This window comes from Acinetobacter sp. Ac_3412 (genome assembly GCF_013072675.1).
Classification (GTDB): Bacteria; Pseudomonadota; Gammaproteobacteria; order Pseudomonadales; family Moraxellaceae; genus Acinetobacter; species Acinetobacter higginsii.
The window spans coordinates 592,343-612,482 of the sequence record NZ_LXUJ01000009.1 but is presented as its reverse complement, the minus strand read 5'-3'; the positions used below and the strand labels follow the sequence as shown (position 1 = coordinate 612,482).

Below are 20,140 nucleotides of genomic sequence, written 5' to 3'. Positions count from 1 at the left end.
TCTATTTTTTCATTTTTCTTCGTATTACAAACTTAGTGTTTGCAACCACATTCCTTTGTGCGTACTTTGTCATAGCTCTCGAAATTACTCAAGAAATTTTATGCTATTGGCGATATTCATCAATCAAAGCATAAATCTGCTTAAGTGTTGTATTTGAAAGCTTAGTTTTTTCGCCCTTTAGCATTTTTTCCAGCTGAGCCAGTGTTTGTAATAAAATTGATGCCTGATGCGGACCATTGCTTAACAAGTAATCTACGATCTGTTGATCAAAATGAATACCACGTCGGGTCATAACCGATTGTAGTAAAGCATGCCGATCAATATAGGAACTGCCATTCGGCACTTTTACACTGACAGCCTGAGTCAACCTTGACTGTAAATCTGGTAATTCAAGCTTTAGCTCAATTGGCGCAACACGAGAAGAAAAAACCAACTGCCCTTCATGATTATTCATTAAATGAAAAACGGCTTTCTGCCAATGCGGAACGCCACTAATCGAATCAATATCATCTAATGCAACTAAGTCATAAAATTCTAAAGACGTGATTGCTTCAATCGGTGCATCTAATAATTCTAATAATGAAACTTTTATTGCAGGTCGACCTAACTCTAAATATGAATCACAGATCGCAGAAAGCAAATGACTCTTACCTGTTCCAGCACCGCCATAGACATAAAAGCGGCTCACCAACCCAGCATGTAGCTGTCGAACTGCATCAACCACAGGTCCCCAACCCGGCCCCGAAAAATCACTGATTCGAGCATCGAGTTGAGGTTCTATATCCAGTTGTAGTTGACGCATATACTTAATTTGTTCCTCAATTACTTTAAGTCATTCGAGTTTGAAGTCTCTGTATCTTGAGAGCTTTTAATTTGAATATCAAGCTCTACATGATCTGATTCAATATTTATATGCTGAGTTTCACCTTCCACCAACACAACTTCTGTTGGTAATCCATATAAGCGACTTTTTTCATAATTATCACGTGCATGTTTTAATAATACAACAATGACAGCAGCCACAGGTAAGGCAATTAACATTCCAAGGAAGCCACCCAGTTGTGCACCAGCCAATACAGCAAAAACAACGGCTACAGGAGATAAACCAATTTTATCTCCCAACAAGAATGGCTGAAGAATATAGCCTTCGACCATCTGTCCAATCATAAACACAACACCAACCAGAAGTAGCTGCGTCCAGTCCAAACCAAACTGAAACAGTGTTGCGATTACGGCAGCAATAATCCCGACACCAAAGCCTAAATAAGGAATAATGCTTGCTAAACCAGCAATCATTCCAATAATCAAGCCAACCTCAAGACCAATCAGTTGTAGACCAACAGCATAAACAATGCCTAACAGAAGCATGACAAGGAATTGGCCTTTGACAAAAGCACCTAATACACTATGACATTCACGAACGATGGTTAACGTTGACGCTTCATAAGGACGTGGAATTAAACGTCTAAAGCTTTGCAGCATTCTTTCCCAATCAAGCAAAAAGTAGAATGAGATAATGGGAATTAAAATCACCACACCACCCAACTGAATAAAGTTCAATCCAGATTGGGCAACTCTTAATGCCATGGTTTGAATACTGTCAGCACTGTAGTTGGTCTGGATATAATCCATAAAAGCTTTAGTAATCTGCTCAGTATCAATTTCCATCGGCACCACATTAAAAGTATGTGATACCCAAGGTAAGAAGGTCGCATTAATCCAATGAATTCCCGCAGGAATACTATCCCGCGCATACATCAATTGCTTCCAAATCAATGGTACTAGGAACCATAAAACCATGGTCAAAGTCACACCAATACCAATAAATACGATGCTGATTGCGAGCCAACGGGGCAATTTAATTTTGACAAGAACATCCACTAGCGGGCTAAACAAGTAGGCAATGAAAAAAGCACCTACAAAAGGAATCACAATGGGCTTTAATAGATAGAGCACCCAAAGGAGTAATGCGAGCCCAGCGAGGATAAAGATACGACGTAGTACCTGATCTTGCATAAAATCTAGCCTTTTTTCGTGTAATCGTTATAAATGGAAAAAAATTTTAATTAAAGATAGCATTTTCGAGCATAAATAACATAAGAGTTTCGTATATTCAGGTTATAATCTGCCGCCACTGCGGAGACTTCACTATGAGCAACTCAACTTCTACCCCAAATACTGGTTTAAGCTATAAAGATGCTGGCGTCGACATTGAAGCGGGAGACGCATTGGTCGATCGTATCAAATCTGTCGCTAAACGCACCACTCGTCCTGAAGTAATGGGCGGTCTTGGTGGTTTCGGTGCCCTATGCAAAATTCCAAAAGGTTATGAAGAACCTGTTTTAGTATCAGGAACAGATGGTGTAGGGACTAAATTACGTTTAGCACTAAACCTCAACCGTCATGACACGATTGGTCAAGATCTCGTTGCAATGTGTGTAAACGACTTACTTGTTTGTGGTGCTGAGCCATTATTCTTCCTCGACTACTATGCGACTGGTCATTTAAATGTTGATGTTGCAGCAGATGTCGTAACAGGGATTGGTAAAGGTTGTGAACTTGCTGGTTGTGCATTGGTCGGTGGTGAAACTGCTGAAATGCCAGGTATGTATGAAGGTGAAGATTACGATCTTGCTGGTTTTGCTGTTGGTGTGGTTGAGCACAGCAAAATTATCGATGGAACCAAAGTGAAGTCTGGTGACGTACTTCTTGGTGTAGCATCAAGTGGTGCGCACTCAAATGGTTACTCATTATTGCGTAAAATTTTAGATGTTAAGAATGTAGACTTAACTCAAATCGTTGATGGTCGCCCACTTGCTGACGTGGCAATGGAACCAACACGCATCTATGTAAAACCAGTACTTGAACTTTGCAAACAAGTTGATGTTCATGCAATGGCACATATCACTGGCGGTGGCTTACCGGGTAACTTACCACGTGTACTTCCAAATGGTGCTCAAGCTGTCATTGATGAATCAAGCTGGGAATGGTCTGAATTATTCCAGTTGTTACAACGTGAAGGCAACGTAGAACGCTTTGAAATGTACCGCACATTTAACTGTGGCGTAGGCATGGTGATTGCAGTTGATGCAAGTGAAGCAGACAAAGCGATTGATCTATTAAATGCTCAAGGCGAAAAAGCTTGGAAAATTGGTTATATCCAAGAAAATGCTGAATCAGTTGAAGGCGCAGACGAAAAAATTCGCGTGATCTTTGCATAATGAGAATTGCTGTCCTTGTCTCTGGCAACGGTAGCAACTTACAGGCCCTGATCGATGCAAATCTTTCAGGGCAAATCATTGGTGTCTTATCCAACAAAGCAGATGCTTATGCATTGCAACGTGCCAAAGATGCCAATATTGCGACCGCTGTTATTTCACATAAAGATTATCCAAATCGCGAAAGCTTCGATGACGCCATGCATCAACAATTATTAGCATGGCAAGTTGACCTCGTGATCCTTGCTGGTTTTATGCGGATTTTAACACCACGTTTTGTTAGCAAATGGCAAGGCAAAATGTTAAATATCCACCCTTCTCTGCTGCCTTTCTATAAAGGTGTGAATACACATCAACGTGTATTAAATACCGGAGATCGTTTGCATGGCTGTACAGTTCATTTTGTCACAGCCGAACTCGATGCAGGACAAAGTATTGCGCAATCGGCAATTCAAGTTGGTTTGCAGGATTCGGTAACAAGCTTGGCGCAACGTGTGCATGGACTTGAGCACTTTATCTATCCTCAAGTTGCACAATGGTTCTGTACAGGTCAACTGACATGGCAAAATGGTCAAGCCTATTTCAATCAGAAACCTTTAGAACGGCCGATTCAGTTTGCACAGTTCTAAAAAATAAAACGCATCCTAGGATGCGTTTTTTATTGATTCAAACCACTAAACTTTTAATTTTCTCTACTGTTTCCATCGGATGCTCTAATGGGAACATATGTCCGCCATCCATTACAGAAAAAGGGATACCCAATTTCTTTTTCGCCACTTGCGGGAATTTTTCTTTTAAAAAAATACTGTCTTTCCCCACAACCAAATGTACAGGTACAGGAGGTTTTGGCATCGGTAACCACCACATGGATGGCGTAGTCCTAAACATTGCCACTTCATCCTCTTTAGCAATAGTCAATGTGACACCACCATTTTGTTGGTCATCTGTCAGGGCATAGTTGATATAAGCTTGAAAGCAATCTGGATCAAAGTGCTGATAAAAACCTCTCGAACCTAGCAGTTCCGCAGCTTGTTCGCGCGAATCCCAGTGATCACGACGACGTACCGACAAACCTGCTGGGGTGATTTTATCCACTAATTTAGGTTTAAAGATTTTAGCAAGATGAAAAACAAAAGAGGCCTTACCAATAATGAGTGGTGGATCAAGCATGATGACTTGTGAAAACAACTCCGGACGACGATAAGCAGCCATCAGTGTTAATACTGAACCCAATGAATGCCCCAAGCCAATCACTTTACGCCCTTGTGCTTGCTGCACAATGCTATCAATAATCTGATCGACCAAGTGCGACCAACCGTGGGTAATTGGATAGCGCTTGTCATTTCCAATTTCAGCCACATAAATAATGTCGTATTGATCTTTTAATTGATCAAACAGCTTTTGATAAACTTTAGATGGAACACCATTGGCATGGGCAAAATGAATCAAAGGTTTCATAAGCTTGTCTTTTATTTTCACTGATTGGTCAATTATCCTGCTCTACATATGTATTGCAAATTAAAAGGATAACTGTCCAGTTATTTTTAGCATAAAAAAGGCTGTGATATACACAGCCTCCTTAAAATCAACATAGTGCTTTGATAAGCCTATCAACTATTATTGTATTTTCGCGTTTTGCTGAGTTTCTAGCTGTGCCGCAAGAGAACTACTAATGCCTGCACCAAGCTGCGCCCCCATACGTCCTAGAATTGATTCTAACGGATTACGTTGTACCGTATAATCCACTTTTTGCTCAATCTTAAGATCACGCATCAATGTGGTCAAACTACCACTACGGTCAGCAACACCTAAAGCAACAGCCTGTTCACCTGTCCAGAACAATCCAGAGAAAATAGCTGGGTCATTTGACTTCAAACGTTTACCACGCCCTTCTTTCACCGCATTAATAAAGTGAGTATGCACATTATCAAGCACCGACTGCACATGTTGTTTCTGTGCTGGATCAAGTGGCTTGGTCATACTTAAAATATCTTTATTACTACCCGCAGTCAGAGTACGGTCTTCAATGCCTAACTTCTGCGCCAAGCCACTTAAGCCATAATTCGGCATAATCACACCAATCGAACCCACCAAGCTAGATGGATTGACAATGATTTCATCTGCTGCTGAAGCAATATAGTACGCACCTGATGCACCCATATCACCAATCACCGCATAAACTTTTTTATCTGGATGCTGTTTTTTCAAGTAACGGATTTCTTGCCAAATTTCATCCGACTGTACTGGCGAACCACCAGGTGAATTAATATTCAAAGCAATGGCCTTACTTCCACTCGCCTCAAATGCACGCTTTAATGCTTTGTTGGTATCTTCACTATTCACTGTAGATTGACCAGCAGATGAATCGATGGTTCCCACAATATCAACGACAGCCAAATGGTTACTGCTGATGCTTGTCGTTGACTTCTCAGAAGAACTGGTACAGCTCTTGGTCATTGCCAATAATACAATCAGCAAATATGCAAAACCCAAGCATTTAAAAAAGATGCTCCAACGGCGGCTACGACGTTGCTCTTCCACAGAAGCAAGAACAGCTTTTTCTAAAATTTGCCATTCTTTGCCTGTCACATTATTACTATTTGTAGATTCATTTTGTGGTTTTGGTGGCCAATCGGACATAAGATTCCAATCCAATATATTTTAAAAAGTGACTTTATTATATACGCGGATTTGAGTAAAACTGTTTAAATAACTTGTCTTAACTTATAATTATTTTTTGCTTTATACTTCCCTTTGTAATTTTTCTAATTTTAAATACATGACCCAGCCCAAATCAAACAGTTCAAGTTATCGTCTTATCAAGCTTGTTAGTCGTCAACCAATTCAATTGGGACGGTTTTTTGCACGCTTGGTTGCAGCCTTAGTCAATACATTCCCGCTTTCTAAGCTTTCAAAAATTATCAGCTTGAATATACAAATTGCTTTTCCTGAAATGGAACAACAACAAAGAAAAAAACTCACCAAACAGGCAATACAAAACGAACTGACCTCTTATTTCGAGTTTTTGAGTATTTGGGGTTCAACAAATGAAAAAAATATCAAAAGTATTCATCGCATTCAGGGTGAACATTATTTCCATGAGGCTGTCGCAGAAAAGAAAGGTTTGGTATTAGTCATCCCTCATTTTGGTACATGGGAAGTCATGAACTCATGGTTATCAAAATACACCCAAATGACGATCCTGTATAAACCAGTTAAAAATCCTGATGCTGACCAGTTTGTCCGTGATGCACGTAGTCGTGAACAAGCCCATCTGGTTCCTACCGATGAAAGTGGGGTTAGACAGATTTTTAAGGCCTTGAAACAAGGCGGAACTACAGCGATTTTACCTGACCATACCCCTGATCACGGCGGGGACATGATCAACTACTTTGGTATTCCGCTTGCCTCCAGTAGCCTCAGTGCCAAACTGATTCAAAAAACCAAGGCCAAGGCCCTCCTCATCTATACAAAAAGAAATGATCAAGATGGCTTTGATATGTATGTCGAACCGATCAATCCTCAAATCTATGAAGGTAATGCCGAAGATGGCACGTTAATTATCCATCAAACTTTAGAACAACTGATTCGACGTTATCCAGAACATTATCACTGGAGCTACAAACGTTTTCGCGCTAATCCCGCTTTAAAAAAAATCTACGATATTGATGAAAAAGAAGCACTGGCAAAAGTGGCTGAAGTTCGTCAACAAACGCAGCAAAATAAAGAAGCTTAGACTATTCTCGCTGTAGCCACTTCCATTGCTGTCTTTGTTGCTTTAATTCAGTAACACCATTTTCAAATAAAAAAGTTAAACTGCCTGACTGTGCTGTATTCAGCAAAGGAATATTTAAGGATTGAAGACGACTTTGTAATTCTTGGCTTGGATGGCCGTAACGATTATCGAACCCAGCTGAGGCAATCGCTAATTTAGGGTTTAATGTCGCTAAAAAATCATAGGCAGAGCTATGCTTACTGCCATGATGCCCTAAAACTAGAACATCCACTTTTAAATCAGGATAGTGCTGCAATAGCTTATATTCGGTTTCCCACCCCGCATCCCCCATAATCAGAAAATTTTGATACGGTTGTGCATTCAGGAATTGTAAATAAACGACACAAGACTGCTCATTTTGCTGGTATGTGGCAACAGCCAAACCCTCCTGATCGGGTGATAGAATCTCTATTTTTAGATTTGAATATGACCAAGTCTGACCTTGTTGGCACAATGAGAAATTATTTTTAAATGGTATTTTTTCATTGCGGTCATTGGACTGCACTTGAGTGATTGCAAAAGCATTTTGAATTGCTGTAAATGCACCACTATGATCTTGATCCAGATGAGACAAAATCACATGATCCAATGCCCGTATCCCTTGCTGCTTTAAAAAAGGAATGATGACGCGCTCGCCCAAACTAAACCTAGTTTCATCATATGACCCACCCGTATCAATCATTAGACTCAGTTCTGGATGCTGTAAAAATATAGCCTGTCCCTGTCCAACATCAAGAATAGTGAATACCGTTGATTGGACTTTTATCCCAAGAAAAATCGGTAAAAAGCACACCAGCGACCAGATCTTGGGGACTGTGCCTCTTGGCAGAAATAGAATCACGATACCAATAATAAAACCCAACATCATCAAGGGAGTGTAACTGACACCATATAACTCAGGTGAAATGCGCTGTAGGCTATTGAGTAGCCATAACAAAATAGCCAGTAATCCATCACTCAACTGAAATAGTAGTTGCCCAAGCGTAGGAATCAACAACCAAATACATGCTGCGATAATCCCTAAAGGCACCACTACGCCACTAAGCAATGGGATGGCAATCAAATTACTGATCGGCGCAAGCCATGAAATCTGCTGAAAGAAAATAAGTACCAAAGGGAGTAATGCAATGAAAATTTTCCATTGCGACTCAATCAGAAGCTTCACCGCTAGAAGTAGTTTTTGAGTCGTTGTGATGACTTGTTCTTGAGGTACATCCCTAATCGTTTGATAGATGCGCAGCAGAATAAAGCACGCCCCATAGGACAACCAAAATGCAGCAGACAAAATACTGAATGGATCAAAGATCAGCAATAAGCTTGCGCTATAAATCAATAATGCAAATGGTTGAATCGACTGTCTAAACCATAGAAAAATGCTGGCAATAATTACGGTTAATAAAGTTCGCAATGCAGGAATTTCAAAACCGACAAAGGCCACATACAACAGTACACTGAATCCAAAAGGCAACAGTACTAACACCTGTCGTGGTTGCCATAAATATAATTTTGGCGCATAACGCTGAACCATGCACTTTAATACCCAAGTCAGCATCAGCGCAAAAACCAAGACATGTGGCCCAGAGATTGCCAATAAATGTGAAAGACCTAATTGTTGGAATTGTTGCTTTAAACGATTTGATAACAAGCTTTCGTCACCAGTCAGCAAAGCCAATAACAACCCTTTGTGCTGTAGCGTACTCGCTTGTAACATTTCACGGAATGACAAGCGCAGTATTTCAACATTGAGCAAAAATTTTTCTTGTAGGGTCTGTTGTTGCTTAAGATGCTGGTGGTAGCCCAAACGATAGATCTGATCCTGACTTAAAGACTGGATGTCGCTGACCTGATAAGCAGACATGATATTTTGTTGTAAAAACCATTTTTCCTGATCAAATGCACCTGCGACAGCATAGCTATGTGCAGGTTTTATCCTCCCAGATAGACGATAATAATGACCTAATTGCAACTCTTGCTGCTGAACAATTGGATTATTTTGTTGTTTTATATAAAGTACCCAATCAACGGGCTGTGTGTGCCGATTAAGTACTTCTGCGATTTGTTTCTGCCCATCGTCGCTTAACTCGTCAATCTTTTTGATATATATAATGGCTTCAAAAGGCTGTACTTCAATTTCTTTGAGTTTTAGCCGTTGCTGCAAGGCTGAATCTGCATAATAAAAACCTGTACATAACAAGGCCCAACTGACACTACATAAGAGTAACAACCTATAGGCAACAGATTCAGAATATAACGTTCTTTTATATAGACCCAGACCAAATATCACGGCTGCTAATGTTAGCCAAATCCACCAAGTTTGTGCGGCAAAGCTAAAATCATGTCCCATCAGGGCAATACCAGCAATCCAGCTGATTAAAACAATTTTCAACATTTCTTAAAATTAGATTTAGTTTTTCTAAAGACAAAATTAAAGCCCTTTTTCAGGGCTTTAACAAGAGGTCTAATTCAATATTTATGCACTATTCATAACGTAATGCTTCCGCAGGTTGAACTTTAGCTGCACGTAATGCTGGATAAATTGTTGCGAGTAGGCTTAACAGTAGCGAGACACTCACAACAAGTAAGACATCTTGCCAGCGTAAATAGGAAGGCAGATAATGCACAAAATACGCATCGAGTAGATTCAAGCCAAAGGTGGTATTGATCCATGACACAATATTACCAATGCTTAAAGATAGAATAATGCCTAAAACAGTCCCTAAACCCGTTCCAATCACACCAATAATTGTCCCCTGCACCATGAAAATTTGGGTGATCAATAAGGGAGACGCCCCTAAAGTACGTAAGATTGCAATGTCTGACTTTTTGTCGGTAACCAACATCATCAAAGATGAAATGATATTAAAAGTAGCCACGATAATAATCAGTAAAAGCAATAACCCCACCATATTTTTTGCCATTTGAATGGCGCTAAATAAATTACCTTGGGTATATGTCCAATTAGAAGCATAAAAATTACTTGGTAATTTTTTGATAATGCTCTCAGAAATTTCTGGTGCGGCAAAAATATCATCCAGCTTTAAACGTATGCCCTGCGCACCATCTGGTAAGCGTAATAAAGTTGATGCATCATTGAGTGCAATATATCCCACCATCGAATCGACTTGAGTCCCGATTTTGAATATTCCAACCACTTCAAAACGTTTAAATCGAGGCACAACACCTGCCGATGAACTGGTCGCTTCTGGTAAAACCAGTGTTACAGGATCATTAAGTTTAAGTCCCAAACTATCAGCTAAATCTTGTCCTAATACGATTCCATATTTCCCTTTTTTCAGCGCATCTAGACTGCCTGCTTTCATATAGTCATGAACAATAGAGACTTGTTTTTCATATTCTGGCTCAATCCCCGAGATCGAAATCCCAGTCACTTGACCATGTGCAGTTAGCATCCCTTGTAACTGGGTATAAGGCGCAACTGCAACAACATGAGGCTGTTTAGCGATATCTTTCGCCAGACCATCCCAATTGGTCATAATTTGTGTTGAGGCAATGGTCGCTTGCGGCACAATACCTAGAATACGGTTTTTCAATTCTCGGTCAAAACCATTGATGACGGATAAAACTGTAATCAGCACCGCCACACCCAAAGTGAGACCAATCATGGTCATCAATGAAATAAATGACACCAGACGGCTTTTTTTTCTTGCCTGTGTGTATTTCAGCCCAATGTAAAATGAAATGGGTTTAAACATGCTCACCCACCCATATACCATCTTGCATATGCAAAATTGAGTCCGCTGACTGCGCCAATTGCTCATCATGTGTCACGATCAACATTGCCATGTTGAGCTCTTTTTTCAAATCGGTGAGCAATTCAAAAATATTGAGTGCAGTTTTACGATCAAGATTTCCTGTTGGTTCATCTGCCAACACCACAGCTGGCTTGGTCACCAATGCACGAGCCAACGCCACACGTTGCCGTTCACCACCCGACAATTCGCCTGGTTTATGATCCATACGATGGGATAGACCTACACGATCCAGTAAATATTCTGCTTGCTTCTTCACGTCCTTAAAATTGCTTTCTCTGCGCAACATTAACGGCATCGCCACATTTTCTAGAGCTGAAAATTCAGGGAGTAAATGATGAAACTGATAAACGAAACCAAGGTATTGATTACGTTTATAGCCACGCTCCGCCTCGCCTAAATTATCAAAGCGTTGGCCTTGTAAAAATACTTGACCTTGTGAAGGTTGCTCCAAGCCACCTAATACATGCAATAAGGTACTTTTACCTGAACCACTTGACCCCACAATTGAAACGAACTCGCCCGCATTGACTTGAAGAGATAAGCCTTTGATCACTTCAACTTTACTTTTGCCATCATCGAAATGCTTAAAGATATTTTTTGATTCTAGAACGATCTTACTCATAACGTAATGCCTCAGCTGGTTGCGTTTTCGCTGCACGAATAGCGGGGTAAATTGTTGCTAAAAAACTGATAGATAAAGATGCTGTCACAACAATCAGTACATCTTGCCAGCGTAAATAGGAAGGCAAATAGCCAATCACATAACCACTAAATAAATTCAGCCCAAAGGTATGATTTAACCAGCTCACCAAATCACTGATGGTTAATGCAAAACTGCTGCCTAAAATCACCCCGATCACAGTACCCACAACACCAATGATGGTGCCCTGTACAATAAAAACCGACGTGATAAATCTTGGAGAGGCGCCTAAAGTACGCAGAATTGCGATATCAGCCTTTTTATCGGTGACCACCATCACCAATGACGATACGATATTAAATGCTGCCACGACAATAATCAGAAATAACAGCAAACCGACCAGATTCTTTTCCATTTTTACTGCGCTGAATAAGCTACCATGCGTTTCCTTCCAGCTTGTTGCATAAAAATTATCAGGTAATTGTTTAACAATCTGGTTCACCACTTCCGGAGCAGCAAAAATATCATCCACTTTAAGGCGTACACCTTGTGCACCATCAGGTAAACGCAATAAAGTAGAAGCATCATTCAAGGCGATATAACCGACCATTGAATCCACTTCTGCACCGACACTAAAAATCCCCACGATTTTAAAACGTTTAAAACGTGGTACCACACCTGCGGGTGACGGTGTCGCTTCAGGCAACACTAAAGTCACACTGTCATTTAAGCCAAGGCCCAGTGCATCGGTCATATCCTTGCCGAGGACAATCCCAAACTCGCCTTTCTTTAATGTATTTAAATCACCTGAAACCATGTGGTTCTGGATAATCGAAACCTTCTTTTCATATTCAGGATCAATCCCCGTCACCATAATGCCTGCAACTTGACCTTGCCCAGTTAACATGCCTTGCAATTGAGTAAATGGTGCAGCACCAGTGACATGCGGGTGGTTCTCAACTTTTTTTACAAGCTCAGGCCAATCTGTTAGAATTTGAGTAGAAGAAACAGTGGCTTGTGGAACCATTCCAAGGACACGATTTTTTAATTCACGATCGAAACCATTCATAACAGATAGCACTGTAATGAGAACAGCGACACCAAGCGTCAAGCCGATCATGGAAACTAAAGCGACAAAAGAAATAAAATGATTACTCCGCTGAGCACGAGTGTATCTCAACCCTATATACAGCGAAATTGGCTTAAACATACCATCTAGTCCGAGGTGATTTATTATGGAAAATTCACAACATCATCTTGTTGACGACAACACTGAACGTCGAGTGATGTCTCGTATTGATGCTGTCTTGAGAATCAACTATCAAATCATTCCAGATGATGTTGCGTTGAATGACCCGTATGATTCCCATTTCGTTTTGCCACGCTATTTTCTACTACTTGCAGAATTAGATCAATTTGATCATGCGTTTCGCTACGAATTAGAACAATTAAATGAAAAAGATCAACAAATTGCTCGCATCTTATCCCTTTTTAACCAAAAATTGAATCTGATTACAGGCTCTTTTTATGACAATATCGTGCAATCCTTATTGCCCGTTCCTGAACAAGTAAATTTTTCGGAGAATGGTTTAAGTTTTTATAGTTCACAAGATATTATTGAAGGCACATATATCCATATTACCTTGAGCCATCCAGAAAATTTCTTCCATATTGCGGCAACAGCACAAGTGGCACATAGCACGGCAGACGAACAAGGCAAGTTCCGTATCGGCGCGTATTTCATTACTTTAAATCCACAAGATCGCGCTAAATTAGCGGCCAGTATTCAACAAACACAGCAAACGGAAAGTAATTAATTCCCACATGTTTCTTAGATTTTTAAACGGCGATATGCTCTTAAATCTTTAAAGAAATAAAGGAGTAATCCAAATAAAATAATACTCGCTCCAATAAAGACCTGAGCAGACAATTGTTCGTGATTCAGGTATGCCCCGATCAAGATCGCCAACATTGGCGTCATCACCGTTGTTAATGACAATGTCGTTGCTTTTAAATTTTGCACCAATTTAAAGTAGCAGAACATGGCGATCAACGATGCCATAATCACCGTATAAGCCAATGCCAATAATGATTTGGCCGATGGAAAATGTGTTGGAACATATTGCCAGATCCACGGGATTAACATGGTTGCCAATATCGTTGAAACCAGAATTGAACCCGTTGCCTGTGCCATAACAGGCAAATCTGCATTAATCTTCTTCACTAGAAAAATTGACAATGAATAAGAAAAAACACTAATCAGCATTAAAATAATACCAATCGGCTGCACATGTTGCTGGCTACCACTCAGGCAGATCATGGCTAATCCAACAATCGATGTTGCCATACCTAACCACTGTAACCCCGCTAGTTTTTGCTGGAAGCCAAAGCGCCCAATTAAACCGGCCATAATCGGCGCCAAACCAAACATCAGCGCAATCAATCCAGAACTTAAATAAGCTGTTGCCGCATAAGTAAAGATTTGCGATCCAATCAGGCTTAATGAACCCGCAGCATAACTGAATACTGCAATTTTATGGACTGGGAACTTAACCTTCAACAGCAATAACACCGTCACAGCCAAAGGCAAAGCAATAAAAAAGCGGATCACCAATGCCCACATCGGATGTAGGTCGGAGACGCTCCATACAATCGCTAAAGGTGTAGTTGCCCAAATAAAGACTAATAGTCCATAAGTAAGCATGAGGTTAATACGTGATGGCATAACCGACTCAAGAAGCTGTCTTACGTTTCTGTTTTAAAATGGTCTGATCCAGTGAACTGGAAAACTCTCGCTTGTCTCGTTCTGAAATCGGAGGTGGCCCACCGGTTTGCACCCCTGCACCACGTAAAGTATCCATAAAATCTCGCAAATGCAGACGCGCTTTCACATTGGCTGTGGTATAAATTTCACCACGTGGATGAATCGCAATCCCACCCTTTTCAATCACTTGTGCTGCAAGAGGTATGTCCTGTGTAATGACAATGTCATTTTCTTGCATACGATCTACAATCTCTTGGTCAGCCTTATCGGCGCCACTCATCACTTGAATGGATTTAATCCGCAGTGACGGCGTAATCCCAACATTTTGATTGGCAACAAAAATAACTTCAAGTTGATAACGATCAGATGCACGTAGAATCACTTCACGTAAAATTTTAGGCAAAGCATCAGCATCTACCCACAATTTGAATGGCAGCACGTTGGCAAAAGCTCATGAAAGTAAAAAAATATAGTGTAACAGATTACTGGAAAAGTAGAATTAAGATCATCTAACTATTCACATGGATAGTTCTGGTCCGACACACTGAAGCAGCATATTGATATTTCGAGCTAAAAATTAAATTAATTGTAGAGAATTACAGATTCAGACTTGAAATATGACAGTTACCCTCGATTTAATAGAGTAAGTTCAATCTTTTTAGCATTACGCTTTATGAAAAATCAAAACAGTCCAGAAATCATTAAAATTCAAGATCAAAATTTCGGTAATCATGTCGAGCATTGGAACTTACTGACAGATACTCCCGAAACGGATGTTCCCAAATGGTTAGGATTGGCTCTTGATGCACCGGTAATGCCGATGGGTCTCTGTCAGGACGAGCATGAGATGGATCAATCATTCTGGTTGATTCAAGGTCCGAGTGGTGAAGCTGTTTCGATTAATCAGATTATTGCGGTTGAAGATCAAAAACCCCGTGCATTGAAAACTGCATTTCCAAGTTTTGATAGCCCATATAAATATGATGCGCAAATCGAGCGAATTATTACCTGTGATTCTTCAACTCAGGCAGTATTACGTTTGAACTTAAATAAAAATACCATTATTTATGCATTCGATAATTTATTCAGTGTAAATAGCTGTCAATATGACAAGAATCAAACCTATCAAGTTCAATTTAATGCTTGGGCATATGAATTAGAAACGGTTTCGGCTGATGAGAAAATCATTGTTGATGACCCAGCTTCAATTAAGCATCACCGCGCATTAAATGCGATTTTGACAGAGCATAATGGAATTGCCCCTGACAATTTACAAGAATTGATTAATGACTGGCAACCAAAAACACCAGAAGATCAAGAACCTGTCACTGTCGACTTTTCTAAAATGGTAGCTTACTTATTTGGTGAAACATTAGGTCAAGAAGATGAAGCTTGGTTCCAAGGTAATATCGTTGGCAAAACTTCTATGCAGTTTATGCAAGAACAATATACCCTTTATGATGTGACACTGGTATTAGAAGATGATTTACCTGCAATCTTGATCCGTATTGCAACCAAGAATGAATTGTATAAAAACTTTAACATTGGACAATATATTCGCGGTAACCTATGGATTCAGGCCAATATTTATGCTAAAACTGCACATAAGTGACAAAAAATCACATAAATGGCATTTTAGGCGTTCTAATGAAAATTATACCAGAACAAACGACCACCAGTCTGATTCATTCGAGTGATCAAGGTCTTAAACTTGATGTTGGTGCTTTTTGCTTTTTTTTACTTGGTATGTTTTTAGCAGCACTCATGTTTCATCGAATTGGCTTTTTTTAAACTTTTTGACCACTACCCTATTCGCACATAAAAGCCCTCAATGTTGAGGGCTTTTATTTTAGCAACACCTTATGGCTTAACCATGACGTTTCGCAAACTCATCCATAAAGTTCACCAATGCTTGAACACCTTCTAAAGGTACAGCATTGTAAATACTTGCACGCATACCGCCCACTGAACGGTGGCCTGCCAAGTTCAATAAGTGATTTTGTTCAGCTTCTTGCAAGAATGTCTTTTCCAGTGCTTCATCCGCTAATGTAAAAGGTACGTTCATCATTGAACGGTTTGGAATGGCAATGGGGTTGTTATAGAAATCGCTTGAATCAATATAACCATAAAGCAGTTTTGCTTTCTCTTGATTCACTTTATAGATCGCATCTACCCCACCCTGCTCAAGCAACCATTCAAACACGAGACCAGATAAATACCATGCGTAGGTCGCAGGTGTATTCACCATTGAACCATTCTTGGCTTGATCGGCATATTTTAAGATACTTGGAATCTCAGGTTTTGCTTGATCTAACAAGTCATCACGAATAATGACGATAGTTAAGCCTGCTGGACCAATATTCTTTTGCGCACCCGCATAGATCAGACCAAACTTGCTGACATCCAATGGCGCAGACAAAATGCTAGATGAATAATCACAAACTAACGGTGCATTCACATCTGGAATAGCCGCGAATTGCAAACCACCAATAGTCTCATTATCCGCATAATGTACATAAGCAGCATCGTTTGAAAGGTTCCAAGTACTTTGTTCAGTAATTGCATGTTTACCATCAATTAAAGTCCCTGCTTCAACGATATTAATATCGCCATAACGCTTGGCTTCTTTGAGCGCTTTTTCAGACCAAATACCCGTATGGATATAATCAGCCTTGTTGTTTTTACCCAATAAATTCAGTGGGATCGCTGAAAACTGCAGCGACGCACCACCTTGTAAAAACAAGACTTTATAATTTTCAGGAATGTTCATGAGCTTACGTAAATCAGCTTCAGCCTTCTCTGCCACAGCAACATAGTCATTGCTACGATGACTCATTTCCATGATCGACAGACCTTTGCCCTGCCAATTCAACAATTCTTGTTGAGCTTTTTCTAAAACGGCAGTAGGTAATGCAGCAGGACCAGCGCAGAAATTATAAGCACGCATGAGTTTTTCCCTTGTTAAAGTGGAACAAATTGGAATGGGAATTTAACCATAGATTGGCGAAGCTTGCAGCAGCTTATCACCTAAATATTTCAATTTAACCGAGAAAATAATATTAATTTTTCAATCCTGTTGGGTTCATAAATGATATTTTAGGCCAAGTCTCAACAGTCGATTTAAACAGCACATTTCCATGTTTTTTCTGCGATTTATTTAGATTAAAAACTCTACTTTTTACAATTTCACTACACCAAAAGTGTCGATATAACTATTTAATTAAAAACATATTATTTCAATTTTATAAAAAGAATTTAGACTTACTCAGGATATTATTAAATTGCGACATAACCAAATGTTGAAACGACATGATCGACCGAGTTTTAAGGTCCAGCGCTTTCCTAAAATGTTAAGCTTCAGTATAGGCTTAATCAGCTGTGCCCTATTTCCTACGGCCCTATTTGCGCAAACATTGAGTTATAGTGAAGCTGAACAATATGTTGTGGAAAATGCCTATTCAACACAAGCCCAGCAGGCCCTACAACAAGCCTCCCAACTTGAAATGGAAGCTGTCAAACACCTCGGTCTACCCCGTATTGATTTAAATGCTCGCGCCTATTCATTTCATAGCGAAACCAGTGTGCCCTTAGAGTCGAGTAAACGTCGACTCGAAAACTCACTCACTCGTGGATTTGACGACAAATTATCACAATGGGGTAATGTGCTTCCGCCAGAAGTGATTGATCAAGTCAGCCAAGGTTTTGATCAGACGGTCAATGAAGGCTTAAATCAGGTACCCAATAATCTGGATGTTACAGTCAAAGACCATGATGTACGCACTTCAATTTCAATGGTGATGCCACTCTATACTGGCGGTAAAATTAACAGTGCCAAACAGATTGCCACCATTCAAGCACAACGCTCAAATATCAGCGAAAAACAACAACAAGATTCACAACGCTTTGAGATGATTCAATCCTATTTTAATGTGCAATTACAACAACAGTTACTTAACGCCAGCCTGTTTAATTTAAATGCCATGCAAGAACACTATAACAATGCACTTAAATTAGAGAAACAAGGTTTTATTAATAAAGGGCAACGCATGCAGTTTGAAGTGGCGCGGAATAATGCGGAACGCACCTATCAAAATGCGCAGTCGAATCTGCAAGCGAGCCAGTTTAGCCTAAAAAATCTATTACAGACTAAAGAAGGCTTAAACCTCACCACCCCACTATTTGTGAATAATGCACAAAATCATTCTCTGGATAAACTGCTTGCAAATTACGATCAAAACTCAAGTTTGATTAAAAAGCTGCAAATGGACACCCAGCTTGCCAATGAAAATATCAAAGTACAACAGTCTGCGAAAAAACCAAGCCTATTTGCCTTTGGTGAATATGGGTTGGACAATAAAGAGAACTGGATTGTCGGTGTGATGGCCAAATACAATTTATTCTCAGGCATTGATAACAATAAAAATATCCGTGCTGCCGAACTGAAAAAATATGCTGCTGAACTCATGACCGAACGCACCAAGCAAGAAGTCGAAAACGTGCTGTACAAATCTTATAGCGAATTAAATGCGTCTCAGACCAGCCATCAACTGCTAACCCAAAACACCAAAGCCGCTCAAGAAAACTTACGTATCCAACAGCTTTCATTTAAAGAAGGTATGGGCACGGCAACTCAAGTCATCGATGCACAAAATGCCTTCAGTGCGTTAAGAAGTGAAATGGCGATAAATTCATATAAATACATCTTATCTTTAGCCACCTTATTACAAAGCTATGGTTCGATTGATGAGTTCAAGCTTTATGTTAATCAACCACGTACAGACTATATCCGTTAATTGGAGAAATTTATGAGCCAAGATCAATCATCATCCAATTCAGAACGTGATACAGATCAAGTGGAAAATAAGACTGAGACTCAAGCGTCTGAACCATCTCAAGCACAAGTGACCACTACAGAAAAGGTAGAACAGCCGAGACCTGAGACCTCAAACTCAAATACACAGCAACCACCTACCGAGCCACCCAAAAAAGGCAAGGCAAAAATCATCGGCTTAATTCTTCTAATTCTACTTTTAGGCCTGATTGCATTTGGTTTATGGAAAGCCTATCAGCCACAAGCGATTGAATTGCAAGGTCGGGTTGAGTCGGAAACGGTACATATCAGCACCAAAGTCCCGAGTCGTATTGAAGAGTTTTATGTGTCTGAAGGTCAAGCTGTTAAAAAAGGTCAAGCACTGGTTCGTTTTGTCAGCCCAGAATTAGAAGCGAAAAAGGAACAGGCTCAAGCGGCATTACAAAGCGCGACTGCTTTTCATTCAACGGTATATCGTGGTGCGCAGCAAGAGAATATCGAGACGCTATATGCCAATTGGCAAGCAATGAAAACTCAAGCGGAGTTAGCAGCAACAACCTACAAACGTGGTGAAACTTTATTTCAACAAGGTGTAATTTCACGTCAACGCCGTGACGAAATGCTTGCAGCACAAACCTCTGCACGTGAAACAACCGAGGCAGCTTATCAACAATATGCACGAGCCAAACGTGGCAGTACTGAACAGCAAAAATCAACTGCCGATGCGCAAGTTGCGATGGCACAGGCGGCAGTGAAAGAAGCCCATGCTCTGACTGAAGAAACCAAACTGTATTCACCAACAGATGGAACTGTGTCTAAGACTTATGGTAAGCCAACAGAATTGGTGGCAACTGCGGTACCTGTGGTCAGTATTATCGAAGATCATGATTTGTGGGTCAGCTTAAATGTCCGCGAAGACATGTATAGCTCAGTCTATAAAACCAAAACTTTAGAAGGCTTTATACCCGCCCTCAACAAAAAAGCCACTTTTAAAGTCAAAAATATCGATGCAGAAGGTGACTTTGCGACCATCAAAACCACACGCCAAACAGGCGGTTATGATATTCGCAGTTTTAAGTTTCATTTAGTCCCAGAGCAAAGTATTCCAGATTTAAAAGTCGGTATGAGTGTATTGTTTAAAATTGAAGAGGCAAAATAAG

19 protein-coding genes are annotated in these 20,140 nt (G+C 40.1%); 8 read left to right on the top strand and 11 right to left on the bottom strand.

Features of this window, described 5'->3' with window-relative positions; all coding sequences use genetic code 11:
- Positions 1–103: 103 nt before the first annotated feature.
- Entirely contained in the window at positions 104–802 is a 699-nt protein-coding gene (locus A7P54_RS11040; RefSeq protein ID WP_004805642.1) for a DnaA/Hda family protein, read from the bottom strand.
- Between the two features lie 20 nt (positions 803–822).
- Positions 823–2,016, bottom strand: a complete 1,194-nt coding sequence (cxpE, locus tag A7P54_RS11035; RefSeq protein ID WP_171549601.1) for a chloramphenicol efflux transporter CxpE — start codon at positions 2,014–2,016, stop codon at positions 823–825.
- 134 nt (positions 2,017–2,150) lie between these two features.
- Here cxpE and purM point away from each other — a divergent pair, with 134 nt between their 5' ends.
- Both purM and purN read left to right on the top strand, forming a co-directional pair.
- Positions 2,151–3,221 carry a phosphoribosylformylglycinamidine cyclo-ligase gene (purM, locus tag A7P54_RS11030; protein WP_004805639.1) on the top strand — a complete coding sequence of 357 codons (1,071 nt, stop codon included), beginning with the start codon at positions 2,151–2,153 and terminating at the stop codon, positions 3,219–3,221.
- Positions 3,218–3,847 (top strand): phosphoribosylglycinamide formyltransferase, encoded by a 630-nt coding sequence (purN, locus tag A7P54_RS11025; protein WP_171549694.1) that lies wholly within the window; start codon positions 3,218–3,220, stop codon positions 3,845–3,847. The genes purM and purN overlap by 4 nt, the downstream gene beginning before the upstream one ends.
- A 37-nt stretch (positions 3,848–3,884) precedes the next feature.
- On the opposite strand, the gene A7P54_RS11020 is transcribed toward purN, so the two are convergent.
- Entirely contained in the window at positions 3,885–4,676 is a 792-nt protein-coding gene (locus A7P54_RS11020) for an alpha/beta hydrolase (RefSeq protein ID WP_171549600.1), read from the bottom strand.
- 159 nt (positions 4,677–4,835) lie between these two features.
- Entirely contained in the window at positions 4,836–5,858 is a 1,023-nt protein-coding gene (gene sppA, locus A7P54_RS11015; protein ID WP_171549599.1) for a signal peptide peptidase SppA, read from the bottom strand.
- A 139-nt stretch (positions 5,859–5,997) separates the two neighbouring features.
- Here sppA and A7P54_RS11010 point away from each other — a divergent pair, with 139 nt between their 5' ends.
- Positions 5,998–6,954, top strand: coding sequence for a lysophospholipid acyltransferase family protein (locus A7P54_RS11010; RefSeq protein WP_171549598.1), 957 nt, complete (start codon positions 5,998–6,000; stop codon positions 6,952–6,954).
- Position 6,955: 1 nt separating this feature from the next.
- On the opposite strand, the gene A7P54_RS11005 is transcribed toward A7P54_RS11010, so the two are convergent.
- From A7P54_RS11005 to A7P54_RS10990, 4 genes are all read right to left on the bottom strand, one after another.
- The gene (locus A7P54_RS11005; RefSeq protein ID WP_171549597.1) at positions 6,956–9,382 is read right to left on the bottom strand and encodes a DNA internalization-related competence protein ComEC/Rec2; all 2,427 of its coding nucleotides are present in this window, start codon (positions 9,380–9,382) and stop codon (positions 6,956–6,958) included.
- An 88-nt stretch (positions 9,383–9,470) separates the two neighbouring features.
- The gene (locus A7P54_RS11000; protein ID WP_050511498.1) at positions 9,471–10,706 is read right to left on the bottom strand and encodes a lipoprotein-releasing ABC transporter permease subunit; all 1,236 of its coding nucleotides are present in this window, start codon (positions 10,704–10,706) and stop codon (positions 9,471–9,473) included.
- Positions 10,699–11,388 carry a lipoprotein-releasing ABC transporter ATP-binding protein LolD gene (gene lolD / locus A7P54_RS10995; protein ID WP_004654642.1) on the bottom strand — a complete coding sequence of 230 codons (690 nt, stop codon included), beginning with the start codon at positions 11,386–11,388 and terminating at the stop codon, positions 10,699–10,701. The genes A7P54_RS11000 and lolD overlap by 8 nt, the downstream gene beginning before the upstream one ends.
- Positions 11,381–12,616: a lipoprotein-releasing ABC transporter permease subunit gene (locus A7P54_RS10990; protein ID WP_171549596.1), complete on the bottom strand. Its 1,236-nt coding sequence runs from the start codon at positions 12,614–12,616 to the stop codon at positions 11,381–11,383. Before A7P54_RS10990 ends, lolD begins: the two co-directional genes overlap by 8 nt.
- A 25-nt stretch (positions 12,617–12,641) precedes the next feature.
- On the opposite strand from A7P54_RS10990, the gene A7P54_RS10985 reads away from it, so the two are divergent.
- The gene (locus A7P54_RS10985) at positions 12,642–13,223 is read left to right on the top strand and encodes a PilZ domain-containing protein (RefSeq protein WP_005204919.1); all 582 of its coding nucleotides are present in this window, start codon (positions 12,642–12,644) and stop codon (positions 13,221–13,223) included.
- Positions 13,224–13,237: 14 nt separating this feature from the next.
- Here A7P54_RS10985 and A7P54_RS10980 read toward each other — a convergent pair whose 3' ends face one another.
- Both A7P54_RS10980 and A7P54_RS10975 read right to left on the bottom strand, forming a co-directional pair.
- On the bottom strand, positions 13,238–14,131 hold the full coding sequence (locus tag A7P54_RS10980; protein WP_171549595.1) for an EamA family transporter: 894 nt from the start codon (positions 14,129–14,131) through the stop codon (positions 13,238–13,240).
- A 7-nt stretch (positions 14,132–14,138) separates the two neighbouring features.
- Positions 14,139–14,609: a YaiI/YqxD family protein gene (locus A7P54_RS10975; protein ID WP_005151751.1), complete on the bottom strand. Its 471-nt coding sequence runs from the start codon at positions 14,607–14,609 to the stop codon at positions 14,139–14,141.
- 234 nt (positions 14,610–14,843) lie between these two features.
- Here A7P54_RS10975 and A7P54_RS10970 point away from each other — a divergent pair, with 234 nt between their 5' ends.
- Both A7P54_RS10970 and A7P54_RS10965 read left to right on the top strand, forming a co-directional pair.
- Positions 14,844–15,782, top strand: a complete 939-nt coding sequence (locus A7P54_RS10970; RefSeq protein ID WP_171549594.1) for a hypothetical protein — start codon at positions 14,844–14,846, stop codon at positions 15,780–15,782.
- A gap of 35 nt (positions 15,783–15,817) precedes the next feature.
- Positions 15,818–15,961, top strand: a complete 144-nt coding sequence (locus tag A7P54_RS10965) for a hypothetical protein (RefSeq protein ID WP_004654651.1) — start codon at positions 15,818–15,820, stop codon at positions 15,959–15,961.
- Positions 15,962–16,037: 76 nt separating this feature from the next.
- On the opposite strand, the gene serC is transcribed toward A7P54_RS10965, so the two are convergent.
- Entirely contained in the window at positions 16,038–17,117 is a 1,080-nt protein-coding gene (gene serC / locus A7P54_RS10960) for a 3-phosphoserine/phosphohydroxythreonine transaminase (RefSeq protein WP_004805613.1), read from the bottom strand.
- 349 nt (positions 17,118–17,466) lie between these two features.
- Between serC and A7P54_RS10955 the strand changes: the two genes are divergently transcribed.
- The gene (locus tag A7P54_RS10955) at positions 17,467–18,963 is read left to right on the top strand and encodes a TolC family protein (RefSeq protein ID WP_171549593.1); all 1,497 of its coding nucleotides are present in this window, start codon (positions 17,467–17,469) and stop codon (positions 18,961–18,963) included.
- Positions 18,964–18,975: 12 nt separating this feature from the next.
- Positions 18,976–20,139 carry an efflux RND transporter periplasmic adaptor subunit gene (locus tag A7P54_RS10950; protein ID WP_171549592.1) on the top strand — a complete coding sequence of 388 codons (1,164 nt, stop codon included), beginning with the start codon at positions 18,976–18,978 and terminating at the stop codon, positions 20,137–20,139.
- The last annotated feature ends 1 nt before the right edge of the window (position 20,140 follow it).

What these genes read in the sequence shown, in the direction of transcription:
- A7P54_RS10970 (WP_171549594.1), top strand. Translation starts at nt 14,844, where the DNA reads ATGAAAAATCAAAACAGTCCAGAAATCATTAAAATTCAAGATCAAAAT.
- lolD (WP_004654642.1), bottom strand. Translation starts at nt 11,388, where the DNA reads ATGAGTAAGATCGTTCTAGAATCAAAAAATATCTTTAAGCATTTCGAT.
- A7P54_RS11000 (WP_050511498.1), bottom strand. Translation starts at nt 10,706, where the DNA reads ATGTTTAAACCCATTTCATTTTACATTGGGCTGAAATACACACAGGCA.
- A7P54_RS10955 (WP_171549593.1), top strand. Translation starts at nt 17,467, where the DNA reads ATGTTGAAACGACATGATCGACCGAGTTTTAAGGTCCAGCGCTTTCCT.
- A7P54_RS11005 (WP_171549597.1), bottom strand. Translation starts at nt 9,382, where the DNA reads ATGTTGAAAATTGTTTTAATCAGCTGGATTGCTGGTATTGCCCTGATG.
- A7P54_RS10965 (WP_004654651.1), top strand. Translation starts at nt 15,818, where the DNA reads ATGAAAATTATACCAGAACAAACGACCACCAGTCTGATTCATTCGAGT.
- A7P54_RS11020 (WP_171549600.1), bottom strand. Translation starts at nt 4,676, where the DNA reads ATGAAACCTTTGATTCATTTTGCCCATGCCAATGGTGTTCCATCTAAA.
- A7P54_RS10990 (WP_171549596.1), bottom strand. Translation starts at nt 12,616, where the DNA reads ATGTTTAAGCCAATTTCGCTGTATATAGGGTTGAGATACACTCGTGCT.
- sppA (WP_171549599.1), bottom strand. Translation starts at nt 5,858, where the DNA reads ATGTCCGATTGGCCACCAAAACCACAAAATGAATCTACAAATAGTAAT.
- A7P54_RS11010 (WP_171549598.1), top strand. Translation starts at nt 5,998, where the DNA reads ATGACCCAGCCCAAATCAAACAGTTCAAGTTATCGTCTTATCAAGCTT.
- A7P54_RS10950 (WP_171549592.1), top strand. Translation starts at nt 18,976, where the DNA reads ATGAGCCAAGATCAATCATCATCCAATTCAGAACGTGATACAGATCAA.
- serC (WP_004805613.1), bottom strand. Translation starts at nt 17,117, where the DNA reads ATGCGTGCTTATAATTTCTGCGCTGGTCCTGCTGCATTACCTACTGCC.
- cxpE (WP_171549601.1), bottom strand. Translation starts at nt 2,016, where the DNA reads ATGCAAGATCAGGTACTACGTCGTATCTTTATCCTCGCTGGGCTCGCA.
- A7P54_RS11040 (WP_004805642.1), bottom strand. Translation starts at nt 802, where the DNA reads ATGCGTCAACTACAACTGGATATAGAACCTCAACTCGATGCTCGAATC.
- purM (WP_004805639.1), top strand. Translation starts at nt 2,151, where the DNA reads ATGAGCAACTCAACTTCTACCCCAAATACTGGTTTAAGCTATAAAGAT.
- A7P54_RS10980 (WP_171549595.1), bottom strand. Translation starts at nt 14,131, where the DNA reads ATGCCATCACGTATTAACCTCATGCTTACTTATGGACTATTAGTCTTT.
- A7P54_RS10985 (WP_005204919.1), top strand. Translation starts at nt 12,642, where the DNA reads ATGGAAAATTCACAACATCATCTTGTTGACGACAACACTGAACGTCGA.